A 13,818-nucleotide genomic window follows, 5' to 3' on the forward strand; every position below is an offset into this window, starting at 1 on the left:
GCTTCCGTCCAGGAGCAAACTCATTCCCGTCTTATTCTGGATCGGCTTCGTAGCTCTTGGATTCTTGACGTCCTTCGCCGCCCCGAACAACACACGCCCGGACGACAATGCCTATGTCGCCGGGACGGGCGGCAGGAGATAGCGGATCGCCGTCAAGTCTGGCCGAGGTCGAGGCTTATGATCCTCGGTTCTTCTCATATGCCAACGTGCGCCAACGCACGTTCGAGCCGCGCGCGTTCATTTACGTTTGATCATCGAGAGACGGAAGAGATTCAGGCGGGAGCCGATCATGACCAAGCTGTCCACCATCGTCGCCGCAGTCGTTCTGGTCTTGAGCGTCGGTCTCGCCAACACGGCCTCTGCGGCTCCTGAAAGCTTCAACAATTTTGACGGCAGCGCCTGCTACTGTATGGATCCCTAGTTTCGCGGCTGCGGGCGTTACAGCAGGCCAAGCTGAGACTCAGCGAGACGCGACAACTCGGTGACGTCAATCTTGAAGTCGACACGCCCGCCGCGCCGCGCTTCATCGTGACGGATCGTAACGCGCAGCCGATAGGCGCCCTCCTTTGGCAAAGTCACATCGCCGCTCCACCCCTTCGTCGAGGTTGAGCGATAGATTGGCGCTCTCGCGGAAAGCGGCGTCAGAACAATCTCCAGCCATTTGGGCCGGGTCGACCGATATCTTATTTGAATGCGCTGACCGGCGCGGCCATGAAAAACGTCTTCATGCGCCTGCCAGCCATGCAATATGCCGCGAACGTGGATAGGCAAGTGACCATAGTGGCTCCGTTGCTCCACGGCGCAGGCGGGAGCCGCCCAGAGCGTGAACGCCAAAAACGCTGCGACCCGCTTCATCTCGGCATCCCTGATTGGCTTCCTTTAGGAGTTTCAAAGCTACTCTGGCCAGATCAAATGCAATTTATTAAAAAATGGGGCGACGCGGCGCGAGCCATCGTGATAGCGCAGGTCGATACGGACGGCGTCTTCGCTCGGACGCATTTCGATCGACACGACCTCGACGCGACAGCACTGCCCATTCCAGCAGGGGACCGGTTTCACCAGCGCCACGCCGGGCTTCAATTCGTCGGCATGGATGGTTGGGCAGCTCAGCGGAATGTCTTCGAGATTGATGATGGCGCCATACCGCGGATTGATCTCGCGTTGCGCTGGGCGCGACCACCAGCGGGTCGCCTTGCGACGGGTTCGAGAAGTCTCCTGCGTCGGTCGCCGCAATCCGTATCTCTCGGCGAGGGACGCGAGCAGAGCTTGCTGCGCGCGAAGGTGACGAGAATAGGAGATGTCTTCGCCATACCGCTCGTCCAAATACGCCAGCTCGTCTGCGAGGGCTTCTGCCCTGGCGTCGAGCCATGCTTGCCGGCTGTGGCCTAACTCCGGGTGTCCAACGACCAATCGACGGGCATGGGCGCGCACGACGTCGTGCAGCTCCATCAGGAAGGCGGCAAGGTCATTACGCGACCAGACCGCGGCCGCGCCCGCGCCATCCGAAAAACGTTCCATAACTCTAGGCCTGCATCTTCTCGCCGCGCCGGCGCGCGTCATGGAAGATAGTGGCGCGGGCAGGATGTCTTTCAAGCGCCGCCCGCCACGCCGAGCCAGCGAGCGCCGGTCTGAAGGTCGATTTCGTTACTGAATCTGCGTCGAGGGCGTTTTCGCTCGGATCCAAAGCTGCGGCGAGGCCAAAGGCGCGAGAACGACGCTACTCGTGCGTCGCGTCCTCGTGAAAGGATGGCTGCGTCTCTCGAAGGTTCGTCCCTTGGGGCGCTTCGACGATCAGGCTCATGGCGCGCCGCAAATGACCTTCGGCCTGGTTGAGCGCCGCTTCCGCCGCGTCGCGCCCGTTACCCTGCAGCAGCAGGAAAGCAAGTTTCACGCTTCCGCCGGCTTGCTGCAGCGCCGCGTGGATCTCCTCTTCATCGCGGCCCGTCAGGCGTGAGAGGATTTTCTCGCTCCTTTTGATCAGCTTCCTGTTCGAGGCCTGCACGTCCACCATGAGGCCGTCGTAAACCCGACCAAGCAGGATCATGACGAGAGACGACAGCAGAATGAGCGTGATGCGCTGGGCGGTTCCGGCCTTCATTCGGGTTGAGCCGGCGATCGGCTCCGGGCCCGTTTCGAGAAAGATCGCATGATCCGCCTCCTGAAGAAGCGGCGTCCCCCGGTTATTGGCGACGCCGATCGTCAAGGCGCCTCTTTTCTTGGCCTCGCGTAAGCAGGCGAGCGTGAAAGGCGTCGTGCCGCTAGCGGCGACCGCTATGATCACATCCGACGCGCCGATCTCATGACGCCGGACGAGTTCGATCGCTTGCTGGTCCTGATCTTCGGCGCCTTCGACGGCGCGGAGGAGGGCGGTTTGCCCGCCCGCAATGAGGAGCAGAAGTCTATCTTGCGGCCACCCGAAGGTCGGCATGAGCTCGGCCCCGTCCTGAGCCGCCAAACGACCGGACGTGCCGGCCCCGACGTAAACGAGCCGCCCGGGTCCGCGTAGCCGGCGCTCGATCGCAAGCCCGGCGCGCTCGATCGCCGGCCGCGCGGCGCGCACGGCCGCGACTGCGGAAAAATGACCCTCGATCATGGACTCCAGTATTTCCGCCGGCTCCCAAAGATCGATTTTTGCGTAGCGCGGGCTCTGGCGTTCCGTCTCAGTCGGACTCATCGGCGTAATTCCAGCTGACATGCCGCATATGGCCAGCGCCTGGAGAAGTTCAAGCGAAGCTTCGTTCAAGTGTCCGACGACGCATTGACGGAACTTGCCTTCCAGCTGGTCTGCGGCAATTTCCTCTACGTTGGGCCCGAGCGAAAGATGAAGATAATGAGCGTTATCGACGCGCAGATGAGCGAGGACATGCGAGCGGCTCCGGCCGCCGTGGAGCGACAGGAGGAGGCGCTCGCCGGCGTTCTTCCGGTCCTTGTCGAGAGGTTGCGGCGCAGGCCTCCACAGGTTGTCGTTACCTGTGCGCGCGGCAGCTCCGCCCATGCGGCCACCTTCGGCAAGCATCTCATCGAGCGATACCTCGGCATTGTCGTCGCGGCCGCGGCGCCAAACATCGCGACGATCTACCATCAGCGTCTGCGCCTGTCCGATCAGTTCCTTCTGGCGATTTCGCAGTCGGGAGAAAGCAACGATATCATTGAACAGGCGGTCGCGGCGCGTTCCTGCGGAGCGGTGACCGCCTGCATTACGAATAGTCCGGAAAGCCAGCTGGCGCAGGCCTGCGAATTCGTCTTGCCAATGGCGGCCGGCCCTGAACACAGCATCCCCGCGACCAAGACCTTCGTCGCATCCTTGTCGGCTCTGGCGCGATTAGCGGCCCTCTGGGCGCAAGACGCGGCGCTCGCGGGCGCGTTGCGGTCATTGCCGGATCGTCTCGCCGCCGCCAGCGCCCTCGACTGGGGCTGCCTCCTGGAGGTTCTTGCAGACGCAGAAAGCCTCGTGACGATCGGGCGCGGTCCGACGCTCGCCATCGCGCGCGAGGCGGCGTTGAAACTGAAGGAAGCGTCGGATATTCATGCCGAGGCCTTCTCCGCAGCCGAATTTCGCCACGGTCCAATCGCTTTGGTTTCGCCTCGTTATCCCGTGCTCATGTTTGCGCCGACGGACGCCGCCGCCGCTGGCATGACGGCGCTCGCCGCCGATCTGACGGCGAAGGGCGCGGCGGTCTTCGTCACCTCCTCGCAGGAATCGACGCTGAACCGGCTTCCCGCGCTGCCCTCCCATCATCCTGAAACCGACGCGATCTGTCTCATCCAAAGCTTCTACGCCATGGTCGTTCGCTTGGCGGCAAGACGCGGAAAGAACGCCGATCGCCCGCGCCACCTACACAAAATTACCCGCACGCGATGAGCCGCTCCTCGACGCATGCGGTCGCCGCGGACGTCGTCTTCGACGGCGAAACGCGGCACGGCGACGTCGCCGTCGTGATTGAAGACGGACGAATCGCCGCGCTGACGGCGCGGTCGGCCCTCTCCTCCACCATCGGCGTCTACAACGCGCCCCCGGGCGCGTGGCTCGCGCCGGGCTTTATCGACATTCAGGCGAACGGCGGCGGAGACGTTCTGTTCAACGCCGATCCGACGCCGGCGGCTCTCGCCAAAATCGTCTCGGCTCATCGCAAATTCGGAGTGACGGGGCTTATGCCCACGCTCATCACCGACGATGACGAGACGATCGCTGCGGCGCTCGCGGCCGTAAGCGCCATCATGCCCGCGGAGCCGGGCGTTCTGGGAATCCATCTCGAGGGCCCGTTTCTATCTCCTCAGAAGCCAGGCGTTCATCGGCGTGACTTCATCCGCCGTCCGCGAGCAGAGGATCGCCGAATGCTCGGCGCTTTCCATGGCGGCGTCTTGCTCGTGACCCTTGCGCCCGAGGAGGCGCCAAAGGGCTTCATCGCCGAACTCGTCGCCGCCGGCGCGAAGGTCTCGCTCGGCCATTCGATGGCGACCTATGAGCAAACGCGCGCCGCAATGGCCGAAGGGCTGACGGGCTTCACCCATCTCTTCAACGCGATGCGCCCGCTTTCCGCGCGCGAGCCCGGACCCGTCGCGGCGGCGCTCGAGTCGCCCAACGCATACTATGGCCTCATCGTCGACGGCGAGCATGTCGCCCCCGCCATGCTTGCGTTGGCGATGCGCGGCGTCGGTCGGCCCATGCTGGTCAGCGACGCCATGCCGCCGGTCGGCGGAACGTCTTCGGAGTTCGATCTCCTGGGCCGGCGGATTACAGTCCGCGACGGCAGTTGCCGCACGCCGGACGGCGCGCTCGCGGGCTCGTCCATCGATATGGCCACCGCGGTTCGCAATTGCGTCAGGCTTCTCGGGCTCTCCCTGGAGCGCGCCTTGCGCTGCGCTTCGCTTCACCCCGCCGATTTTCTCGGCCTCGGACATTCGCTCGGCCGCCTGGCACCGGGATATCGGGCCGACATGGCGGCCTTCGATCCGAGAGATATCTCTGTCTCCGCCGTCTGGGTCGCTGGGGCAAGGTCAGATGATCGTCCGGGGGCCGAGACCTCGCGATAGGCCGCGATCGGCGCGCGGCCGGGCGCCGAAGCCGTCGGGCGGTTCTCCCGGAAAGGACGAACCGCCCATTTTTCGTCGTCGCTCAGTGGCCCCGGGCGCGCGCTTTCTTTGGCGCCGGCGTCGGGGCCGGCTCCGCGGCGGGGGGCGGTGGCGTCACTGGCATATACTGCAGACTGACGTTGCCGATGCCCGCAGACAGATTGAGGCCGGTTCCGGCCGACACCGAGATCGGTTGCAGGGAGATGGTCTTGCCGGAGCCGCCGACGAGCACGGCGCCGCCGACGCCGGCGCCAACCGCCACGGACCCCTGAGCGCCGGCATAATCTCCGGCAAGCGCGCCGGGGCCGACCGTAGCCGTCGCCGCCAGCACGCCCCAGACCAATTGGCCCGAGCCGCTGACGCCGATGTTCAGGCCGACATTGGTCAGGCGGCCGATATAATGCGACGTCGCCCCGCCTTTATCGGTAAACACGCAATCGAGGGCCTGATTTTCCATCAGGATCATCCCGACGCCGCCGGAAATATGGCAGACCAGCGTGCCAACCTTTGCGGTTTGAGCCGAAGCTGCCGGGGTTAAGCTGAGGACGAGCAGCAGGGCGCTGAAATTGCGAAGCAAGCCATATCTAACCATCGAGGCCTTCCAAATCATTTGTTGCGCCGCCGGCCGATAGGCGCGAGCGCGATTCCCTTTACGCTTGCACCTTAGCTGGAAAAACCCGGCTTTCATATGCGACGCTTCTGCATGACCGGCTCCCTGACGATCCAATAGGACGCTTCGCTTTTGGCCGACGGCAGGCTGGTAGAATGGGCCACTCTCCATATCTGACGCAGCAGCCGTCGAGCATGAGAGGAGACGTCCCATGAATCCGCTAAAGGCGCCGCGCGCGCGGTCCTTCGGACATGACGTCTTTGCCTCCGTCGTCGTCTTCCTGGTCGCGCTGCCGCTTTCGATGGGCATTGCGATCGCCTCCGGCGTGCCCATCGAAAAGGCCGCCGCGGTTGGCCTGGCGACGGCGATCATCGGCGGCCTCGTTGTCGGGCCCCTCTCTGGCAGTCCGTTGCAGGTGAGCGGCCCGGCCGCCGGCCTCACGGTGATGGTCGCGGCCTTCATCCAGAAATATGGCTTCGAGACGCTGGGGATCATCGTAGCGATCGGCGGCCTCATCCAGGTTCTTGCCGGGGTCTGTCGTCTCGGGCCCGTGTTTCGGGCCGTATCTCCGGCGCTCATTCAGGGCATGCTCGCCGGCATCGGCGTGCTGATCTTCGCCTCACAGTTTCACGTCATGGTGGACGACGTCCCGCCCGGCACGGGCAAGGAATTCGGCGGCGTCATCAATCTCTGGCTTTTGCCGGGGGCGATTGTGAAAGGCGTCGCCGAGCCGGAACACCGCCCCGCAGCGCTCATCGGGCTCCTGGCCGTCTCGATCGTCGCTTCATGGGCCGTCCTGGCGCCGAAAGCGCTGAGGCTCGTGCCCGCCGCCCTGCTTGGAGTCGTCGCCGCGACATTAGCCGCCTGGGCTTTCGATCTGGACGTCAGGCGCGTGCCGGTGCCGGAGCGCCTGCTCGACGCCGCACGCCCCCCAAGCCTGGCCGATCTCGACGCTTTGCGCGACGTCGGCGTCTGGCTTGCCGGGCTGTCGCTCGCCTTCGTCGCCAGCGCCGAGTCGCTGCTCACCGCGACGGCGGCGGACTCGCTGCAGCGCCATGCCGAGCGTACGGCGTACAGCCGGGAACTGGTCGCGCAGGGGATCGGGAACATTCTGTGCGGCGTGATGAACGTCTTGCCGCTCACGGGCGTGATCGTGCGCACCTCCGCAAATGTCATGGCTGGCGCGCGCACGCGGCTTTCCGCCTTTTTGCACGGCGCCTGGATACTGCTCTTCGTGCTGCTGCTCCCCCAATTGTTGACCATGATCCCGATCGCCGCCCTCGCCGCGATCCTGGTGTATACCGGGGCGAAGCTCGTTAAGCTTGATTTCGCAAAGGATCTGTGGCGACAGGACCGCATCGAAGCGCTGGTCTTCGGCGTCACCTTCGCAGGCGTCGTGGGCTTCGATCTCCTGACAGGCATTCTGCTCGGCCTTGTCGTATCGCTGGCGCGGCTGATCTACACTTTCTCCCATCTCGCGGTTACGGTCGAGAAGAACGAAGCCTCGGGCGCGGCGCATGTGTTTCTCGACGGCGCGGCGACGTTCATCCGCCTGCCGAGATTCGCCGCGGCGCTCGAGAGGATTCCGGCCGGCTACGATGCGCACATCCATCTGCGCGGCCTCACCTATATCGATCACGCCTGTCTGACGATGCTCATGGACTGGGGCGAAAATCACGAAGCCGCGGGCGGGCGGGTGCATCTCGACCGGGACATATTGCACCGCCTCTTCGAGCAAAAGGCGTGGCGCTCCGCGAACGCGACCTGAGCGACGCGAGGATACAGCGCGCTAAAACCCGCCCCCGGTGGTGAATTCATCGTCCGGCGCGCCGCCGAACGCCCCGCCGGGCGGAAAGAACGGGCCCGGATCGATGGTCCCGCCCCAAGGCGGTAAAGGCGGCCGCTGATAGCCCTGGCGGAGAATTTGGCCGAGAACAGCGCCCGCGAGCGCGCCTTTGAGAATGCCGCCGATCACGTCGCCGATGGCGCTTTCATTGCGGAACGTCGTTCCCGGATAGTCATAGCGACGCCGCTGAAACTCCGCGCGCGCGCGTTCTATTTCCGTCCGTTTCGCGGCTGCGGCGTCGAGCATCGTCCTCAGCTGCGAGATGTCGGCCTCTGTTTTGCCGAGAGCCTTGGTTAGCGCATCAATCGTTTCGACGATGCGTTGATCCTTTTCAGTTTTGGTGCGCTCGGCCTCGCGAAAGAGCGTCAACACCTCGTCGCGCTCGTCATTCTCGCGCATCATCGTTACGGCCTCGGCGAAGGCTCCCTCATTGTTTCGCCCGATGAGCAAATAATACTGCCGGTTCGCCTCCTCGAACGCGCGCGCCGCCGCGGCGCGCGCCGCCTCGCTCGCCTCGAGAGCTTCTCTCTTCTCTCGCGCCTTCTGCTGCAACGCGGCCCCACCCGCCTCTTCGATCCTGCTCTGGAGCAATAAGCTCATGCGCCGCTGCTCGGTTTGCAGGGTCGCGGCGATTTCATGCGCATGGGCCTGCAATCTGCCCGGGATGTCATTGAGCAACTGGTAATTGCCACGCGCCGTCTTGAAGTCGACCAGTTTCGCGACGAGCCCGTCGATGTATCGGACGAGTGCGGAGGCTTTATAGTCCGGCTCGCCAAATTTGCGGCTCCACAGATACATGAAAAGCGGATCTCCTTCATAAGGAATTTTTTTGCGCTCACGGTCGGCCTCGGCCTGCGACGCCTTTCTTTGCGCCTGCGCAAGGGTCCCTTGCAGCGACGCGATCCTTTCGTTGAGGCCGCGCCATTTCGCGTCCTCGCCGAGGCGAGCGGCTACATCGTGCTCGAAGTTTTGCAAGGCCAGCGCCGCCGCCTCATCGTCGCGCGCCCGGTCGTCCTTCTCCGCCTCTGCTTTGCGGAGAGCCTCGGCCGACGCGTCGCGTCGCCGGGACGCGTCTTCCAGGTTGCGATTGATCTGGTCCAACGCCGCTTTCGCCTGCTTCTCGGCTGCGTCGAGGTCCTCGACAAGCTCTCCGCCGCGGATGAGCTCGAATTTGACCTGCGCCAGCGCGTTAAGCTGCGTGAGGCGATCGCGTCGCAGCTTCGCGGCGCGTTGCGACGCTTCGCTCAACGCGGCGCCAATGCGCATTTCCTCTTCACGCGCCTCCGCGTAGGCGTTCTCGATGAACCGCAGCGTCTCGAGCCCCGTAATCATCGTGATCCTACCATTGCGTTATCGCGCCGCTCGTGACGGGCGTCGTATAATCCGGCTCCAGATAGCCGCGCTTCTTTTCGCCGATCACGCTCTGCTGGATGATTCCGTCATCAAGCTTGTCAGCCATTATTTTCTTGTATACGTCCTCGCCGACGCGAACGCCCCATTTCTCAACGGTTGCGGTCTCGCCGGTTTCCTCGCTGCGAATGGTCTTTGCAAGCACTCGGCCGTTTTCGTCGACAGCCTCGACAATCAGATAATAGTTGCGGGCCAGCGGATTGATGCGCGGTCGTCGCCATACGCCGCTTGTGGGGCGATTGACGACGCGCAGCTTATATTCCTCACGCAACGTGCTCAGCAGCGCTGTCGTTTCGGCGATCGCCTTGCGCGCTCCTTCCGCATCGCCGCGCGCCAAGGCGGCTTCGCCGTTCGCCAGCAATTGCTGCGCGCGTTCCCTCGCGGCCGCTGTTCTGGATTCGTTTAGAGCCTGCGAATATGCGTACTTGAGGGATTGCGGCAGCCGTTCGGAAATCTCGGTTTGCGCCAGTTTTTGCGGTCTCTCGACGGCAAGGTAATAACCGCCCGCAAGCGCCGCGACGGATATGAGAAAGACTGCGAGCGCCCGGTCGAACCGGGCGCGATTCACCCAGGCGAGCGCAAGGCTGCGGGGAACGCCAGGCTTTGGCGACGCATAGGCGAACCGCCTCTCGCGTAGCGCCTTGACGCCCTCCTGCAAAATCGCGTCGGAGACGTCGATCCCCTGATCACTGTAAATTTTGCGCAGGCGCCCAATCAGCGCGTCGTCCGACAGCTGTAAGGACAGCTCCCGTTCCGCCAGGCGCTGGTCATGGCGAATCGTGTCCACGACGTCCATAGCCAGCATGAGGTCGTCGAGTTTGTGCTCGGCGGGCCGTGGCGCTGCGGAAGCCTCAGACATCGACGCCGAGCGACTTGCCTTCGAGAATCAACGTTTGGATACGCTTTCGACCGCTTTCGACCGCCGACCGGATTTCCTCCGAATTTCGTGTCGCAAGGCTTCGCATCTCGGCGACGATACCAAGAGTCTTTTCCTGGAAATTAGTGATCGATTCCACGAGTTTTATCACGGCGTCGGCGCGAATCGTCGGGCCATAGCCCGCGCGGATCGCAGCCTCCTGAACCTTGTCCCCGAGCTCAGCCAGTATTTCGATGCTGCGCGACACGCCTTCCTTCATCGTCTCCAACGTCTGCGTTGATTCATGCAGGCCCACGAGTCCGGTGAAGGAGGCCTTCAGCGCCGTCAGCACGGAATCATTCGTCGAGAAGAAGCTCACGGCCTGGGCATAGACGCGCTCCTTGGCGCCGGTCGTCTGGTTGAGGCGCGCCATGATGACTTCAGACGTGTTGTAACTAACCTTGAGATTATCCGAGAGGTCCTTTGAGATCTGATAGCGCTTGTCTTCGTCCTGGAGATCGCGCAAGCGCTCGTCGCGTTCGAGCTCGAAACGCGCGCGCTCCGCAATATCCGCACCGCTATACGCCGCGAGCGCATCCGCCGCCCGCTTGAGATCGTCCTTCGACGTCTGCAGCCGCGCCTCGGCCTTTTTCAATATTTCGGCGGCCAGCACTTCCGCCTGCTTCAATGCGCCCCGAAAATTGTGATAGGCCTCCAAAATGAGCCCTTCGCGCTCGATCTGGTCCTTGGTCGCCCGCGTCACGTCGAGATAGGTCTCGCGTATCCTGTCGAACCTGTCGGCGATATCCCCGCGCGTGAGTTTCATCCATATGTTCGTCACCCGCTCGAAAAGGCCTACCCTGCCGTCGCCGAGCTGATCGACCATCTTCTTGGCGTCGTCGCGGATGGAGTTGAAGGCTTTGGCGATCTCATCGTAACGATTGCCGATCTCCATGCCCTCCGTCTGCTCGCGAACGACCTGGTTGAAGGTCTCGGTTTGTGCAAGCGTGCGGGAGATGACGGCGATGCGGTCTTTGTCCAGATCTGAAATTTTCTCCAGCAGAGCATTGATGGGCGCGAAGTCGGGCCGCGCCGGCGCGACGTGAAGGTCGCGCAGCGCGTCCGCCGCGCGATCGAGATATTGCATCGGTGATTTTGTGATTTGATTCGCCATCACAGGCCTCCGATCTCGCCGGCTTGGTCTCGACGGTTAAGCTTTCGTCGATCGGCGGAACGCGAGGCTTTCCCGCGGTAGCCGTTATTTTCTGAACTTGCGTTCACGTAGGTGCGGATGACTTTCAGGATGGTTGTCTTGGCCAGTGGATGGCCCGCCCGATAAAGGGCGACCATGATCGCGTCGATGGAGTGCTCGAGACGCCACCGCTTGATGATGAACATGGCTATTTGGGGCGGGGTCATGCCGGTTCCGCGCGTTTCGACCTCGGGCGACGTTCGCTGGCCTCCAGAACCAACGATTGTCCTGAAGGCATAACTAGGCGAGGCTGGCGACGTCGCAATTGGAAAGAGGTCGGAATGAGGCGCGGCCGATGAGGGGAGGCGCGCCGCTGCGCGGCAGGTCTTCCATCGCGCCTCTTGGACTATACTGGCGGCGCCAGTCGTGGGCGTGTGCTAAGAGGGAGAGGGTATGAGCGCTGGCCTCCTGCGCCGCGGCGCCTCGAACGAGGAAATAAATTGTTGCAGCAGAGGCAAGGGTCTCAACCATGCGCATGACGAGCTGCACAGGTCGCCTGCTGTGGGCCTGTTTCACGGCCTTGGCGTTCGCACTTGCGCCGCTCTTATCGTACGCCGCCGGAGACCTTGAGTCCTTCAAGGCGGAAGGCGCGACTCCTGCGCCCAAAAATTGGCTCACTGTCGGGCGCGACCAGAACCAAAGCTATTATTCTCCTCTCGCGTCGATCGACGCCGGCAACGTCACCCGTCTCGGGTTCGCCTGGGCCTATGATCTCGGGACGACGCGGGGTCAGGAAGCGACCCCGCTTGTGGTCAATGGCGTTATGTTCACCTCGGGCGCATGGGGTTACGTCTACGCCATAGACGCGTCGACGGGGCGCGAGATCTGGCGGTTCGACCCCAAGGCTGATCCGCGCGCCGCGCGCAACCCATGCTGTGACCTCGTCAACCGTGGCGTCGCGTTTTGGAAGGGCAGAGTGCTTGTCGCCTCCGTCGATGGTCGCTTGCACGCCCTTGACGCGGGAACCGGCAAGGAGCTCTGGAGCGCGGATACGATCGTCGACCACAAGCTTCCCTACTCCAGCACGGGCGCGGTTTATATCGCCGGAGATCTCGCGGTCATCGGAAATAGCGGCGCTGACATGGATAAGGGGGGCGTGCGCGGTTACGTCTCCGCCTATGAGATCGAGACGGGCAGGCTTGCATGGCGCTTTTACACAGTGCCGGGCGCGCCAGGGCAGCCGCCGGAAGACGAGGCTATGGCGCTTGCAGCCACGACATGGAATCCCGATCGCTCTCCCGATTATCAGGGCGGCGGGACAGCCTGGGATGGGTTCGCCTATGACCCGGATCTCAGGCTGGTGTTCTTTGGAACGGCCAACCCAGCCCCCTATGATCTCAGGCTCGTCGCTGGACCGTCGAAGGACGCGTTGTATACGGCCTCTATTGTGGCCTTGCACGCGGATACGGGCCGGCTCGCCTGGCATTATCAGACAACGCCGGGGGATCACTGGGATTTCGACGCAACCCAGAAACTCGTTCTGGCCGATTTGCGACTCCGCGGCGTGACGCGCTCCGTTATCATGCAGGCGAACAAGAATGGCTTTTTCTACGTCCTTGACCGTCGCACGGGCGAATTTATCTCGGCGAAGCCTTATACGTTTGTAAATTGGACGTCTGGCCTCGACAGCAGAACCGGGCGGCCGCGCCCCTCCGACGACGCCGACTGGTACTCTGGGCCGAAAAACGTCTATCCATCCTGGGCAGGCGGGCACAGTTGGCAGCCGATGTCGTTCAACCCGATGACCGGCCTGATCTATATCCCCGTCATAGACGCATCGAGCGTTTGGATTGATCTGCAGCAGAGCGGCGGGCGAATTCGCTTCGTCAACAGCTTTCTCTCCGCGCTGGGCATTTTCCCCGACGACTCTTACGACGCGGCGGCGTTGAAGCCGTTATTCGGGCCGCTGCCCGACCGCAGGACGCTCCAGGCTGCCCGTAAGGTTAAGCTTGTCCGTGAGCTCATGAGGGCCTGGGACCCGGTAGCCCAAGAAATTGTGTGGGAGCAGGAGACGAGTTCGGGCATGCGCGGATATGACGGCGGCGCGATGAGCACCGCTGGCAATCTCGTCTTTCAAGGCTGTGGCAATGGCGAGTTCCGGGTCTATGCCGCGGACACTGGAAAGCTCCTGAAGACCATTCAGACCGGGAGCCATATCATGGCCGCCCCCGTCACCTATGCGGTCGACGGCGTTCAATATGTCGCAGTGCAAACAGGTTACGGAGGAACTGCATTCGGCGTCGGTGAAATTCCCCCGTCGAGCGCCGCGCGGAAATTCCAGAATTCGAATCGAATTATCGCGTTCAAGCTCGACGGCGGTCTCGTCCCAACGCCGGCGCTCCGTCGAGATGAGCCCTTTCGGAGACCGCCCGCGAATAATGCGACGCCTGCCGACATCCAGTCTGGTGAGATCGCATTCATTGCGCAATGCTCGCGCTGCCACGCTCTCGGACCCAACATTACGCCCGATCTGCGGAAGATGTCGCAGGAAACCCACAACCTCTTCAAGGACATCCTGCTCGGCGGCGCCCTTGCCCCAATGGGAATGGAGGCTTTCGGGGACATCTTGAGCGAAAGGGACGTGGACAACATCCACGCCTATATCATCGACAAAAGCTGGCAGGCCTACCGCGAACAAGAAGCCTCGAAGGCGTCTCGCACGGGCGCGAAGGCGCCCAAGACCATTGAGTGATCATGGTGACTTCGTCACTCGCACAAATAGAAGCGCGCAAACGGCAAGCCTGGCGCTGGTTCGGCGCCACGTTCCGGCG

Annotated in this window: 13 protein-coding genes; 5 read left to right on the forward strand and 8 right to left on the reverse strand. The window is 63.0% G+C overall.

The features are described from left to right. Window positions 1-289: 289 nt before the first annotated feature. Window positions 290-421, forward strand: a complete 132-nt coding sequence (locus ACETII_RS11005; protein WP_472788050.1) for a hypothetical protein — start codon at window positions 290-292, stop codon at window positions 419-421. A gap of 17 nt (window positions 422-438) precedes the next feature. Here the strand turns inward: ACETII_RS11005 and ACETII_RS11010 are convergent, their stop codons facing one another. The 3 genes from ACETII_RS11010 to ACETII_RS11020 all read right to left on the reverse strand — a co-directional run bounded on the left by ACETII_RS11010 (window position 439) and on the right by ACETII_RS11020 (window position 2,674). Further along, on the reverse strand, window positions 439-855 hold the full coding sequence (locus tag ACETII_RS11010; protein WP_363345847.1) for a hypothetical protein: 417 nt from the start codon (window positions 853-855) through the stop codon (window positions 439-441). A 39-nt stretch (window positions 856-894) separates the two neighbouring features. Then, complete coding sequence (locus ACETII_RS11015; protein WP_472788051.1) at window positions 895-1,518, reverse strand: hypothetical protein; 624 nt, start codon at window positions 1,516-1,518, stop codon at window positions 895-897. A gap of 199 nt (window positions 1,519-1,717) precedes the next feature. Further along, window positions 1,718-2,674 (reverse strand): N-acetylmuramic acid 6-phosphate etherase, encoded by a 957-nt coding sequence (locus tag ACETII_RS11020; RefSeq protein WP_472788052.1) that lies wholly within the window; start codon window positions 2,672-2,674, stop codon window positions 1,718-1,720. 156 nt (window positions 2,675-2,830) lie between these two features. Between ACETII_RS11020 and ACETII_RS11025 the strand changes: the two genes are divergently transcribed. Next, a complete protein-coding gene (locus ACETII_RS11025; protein ID WP_472788053.1) occupies window positions 2,831-3,862 on the forward strand; it encodes an SIS domain-containing protein in 1,032 nt (343 codons plus the stop codon). Then, window positions 3,859-5,034 (forward strand): N-acetylglucosamine-6-phosphate deacetylase, encoded by a 1,176-nt coding sequence (gene nagA, locus ACETII_RS11030; RefSeq protein ID WP_472788054.1) that lies wholly within the window; start codon window positions 3,859-3,861, stop codon window positions 5,032-5,034. The genes ACETII_RS11025 and nagA overlap by 4 nt, the downstream gene beginning before the upstream one ends. Before the next feature lie 82 nt (window positions 5,035-5,116). Here nagA and ACETII_RS11035 read toward each other — a convergent pair whose 3' ends face one another. Beyond that, window positions 5,117-5,683, reverse strand: coding sequence for a DUF992 domain-containing protein (locus tag ACETII_RS11035; RefSeq protein ID WP_472788055.1), 567 nt, complete (start codon window positions 5,681-5,683; stop codon window positions 5,117-5,119). Between the two features lie 211 nt (window positions 5,684-5,894). On the opposite strand from ACETII_RS11035, the gene ACETII_RS11040 reads away from it, so the two are divergent. Then, window positions 5,895-7,451, forward strand: a complete 1,557-nt coding sequence (locus ACETII_RS11040; protein ID WP_363345860.1) for a SulP family inorganic anion transporter — start codon at window positions 5,895-5,897, stop codon at window positions 7,449-7,451. A 21-nt stretch (window positions 7,452-7,472) separates the two neighbouring features. Here ACETII_RS11040 and ACETII_RS11045 read toward each other — a convergent pair whose 3' ends face one another. Genes ACETII_RS11045 through ACETII_RS11060 form a run of 4 tightly spaced genes read right to left on the reverse strand, consistent with a single transcriptional unit; the run spans window position 7,473 to window position 11,214 of the window. After that, a complete protein-coding gene (locus ACETII_RS11045) occupies window positions 7,473-8,861 on the reverse strand; it encodes an AAA family ATPase (RefSeq protein WP_472788056.1) in 1,389 nt (462 codons plus the stop codon). A gap of 7 nt (window positions 8,862-8,868) precedes the next feature. Beyond that, entirely contained in the window at window positions 8,869-9,798 is a 930-nt protein-coding gene (locus ACETII_RS11050; protein WP_472788057.1) for a DUF6384 family protein, read from the reverse strand. Beyond that, window positions 9,791-10,969 carry a cell surface protein gene (locus tag ACETII_RS11055; RefSeq protein ID WP_472788058.1) on the reverse strand — a complete coding sequence of 393 codons (1,179 nt, stop codon included), beginning with the start codon at window positions 10,967-10,969 and terminating at the stop codon, window positions 9,791-9,793. The genes ACETII_RS11050 and ACETII_RS11055 overlap by 8 nt, the downstream gene beginning before the upstream one ends. Next, window positions 10,969-11,214 (reverse strand): hypothetical protein, encoded by a 246-nt coding sequence (locus ACETII_RS11060; RefSeq protein WP_363345868.1) that lies wholly within the window; start codon window positions 11,212-11,214, stop codon window positions 10,969-10,971. Before ACETII_RS11060 ends, ACETII_RS11055 begins: the two co-directional genes overlap by 1 nt. Before the next feature lie 302 nt (window positions 11,215-11,516). Between ACETII_RS11060 and ACETII_RS11065 the strand changes: the two genes are divergently transcribed. Next, window positions 11,517-13,739, forward strand: coding sequence for a PQQ-dependent dehydrogenase, methanol/ethanol family (locus tag ACETII_RS11065; RefSeq protein ID WP_472788059.1), 2,223 nt, complete (start codon window positions 11,517-11,519; stop codon window positions 13,737-13,739). Window positions 13,740-13,818 lie beyond the last annotated feature (79 nt).

This window comes from Methylocystis sp. NC52PC (genome assembly GCF_055698645.1).

What these genes read in the sequence shown, in the direction of transcription:
- ACETII_RS11005 (WP_472788050.1), top strand. Translation starts at nt 290, where the DNA reads ATGACCAAGCTGTCCACCATCGTCGCCGCAGTCGTTCTGGTCTTGAGC.
- ACETII_RS11010 (WP_363345847.1), bottom strand. Translation starts at nt 855, where the DNA reads ATGAAGCGGGTCGCAGCGTTTTTGGCGTTCACGCTCTGGGCGGCTCCC.
- ACETII_RS11015 (WP_472788051.1), bottom strand. Translation starts at nt 1,518, where the DNA reads ATGGAACGTTTTTCGGATGGCGCGGGCGCGGCCGCGGTCTGGTCGCGT.
- ACETII_RS11020 (WP_472788052.1), bottom strand. Translation starts at nt 2,674, where the DNA reads ATGAGTCCGACTGAGACGGAACGCCAGAGCCCGCGCTACGCAAAAATC.
- ACETII_RS11025 (WP_472788053.1), top strand. Translation starts at nt 2,831, where the DNA reads ATGAGCGTTATCGACGCGCAGATGAGCGAGGACATGCGAGCGGCTCCG.
- nagA (WP_472788054.1), top strand. Translation starts at nt 3,859, where the DNA reads ATGAGCCGCTCCTCGACGCATGCGGTCGCCGCGGACGTCGTCTTCGAC.
- ACETII_RS11035 (WP_472788055.1), bottom strand. Translation starts at nt 5,683, where the DNA reads ATGATTTGGAAGGCCTCGATGGTTAGATATGGCTTGCTTCGCAATTTC.
- ACETII_RS11040 (WP_363345860.1), top strand. Translation starts at nt 5,895, where the DNA reads ATGAATCCGCTAAAGGCGCCGCGCGCGCGGTCCTTCGGACATGACGTC.
- ACETII_RS11045 (WP_472788056.1), bottom strand. Translation starts at nt 8,861, where the DNA reads ATGATTACGGGGCTCGAGACGCTGCGGTTCATCGAGAACGCCTACGCG.
- ACETII_RS11050 (WP_472788057.1), bottom strand. Translation starts at nt 9,798, where the DNA reads ATGTCTGAGGCTTCCGCAGCGCCACGGCCCGCCGAGCACAAACTCGAC.
- ACETII_RS11055 (WP_472788058.1), bottom strand. Translation starts at nt 10,969, where the DNA reads ATGGCGAATCAAATCACAAAATCACCGATGCAATATCTCGATCGCGCG.
- ACETII_RS11060 (WP_363345868.1), bottom strand. Translation starts at nt 11,214, where the DNA reads ATGACCCCGCCCCAAATAGCCATGTTCATCATCAAGCGGTGGCGTCTC.
- ACETII_RS11065 (WP_472788059.1), top strand. Translation starts at nt 11,517, where the DNA reads ATGCGCATGACGAGCTGCACAGGTCGCCTGCTGTGGGCCTGTTTCACG.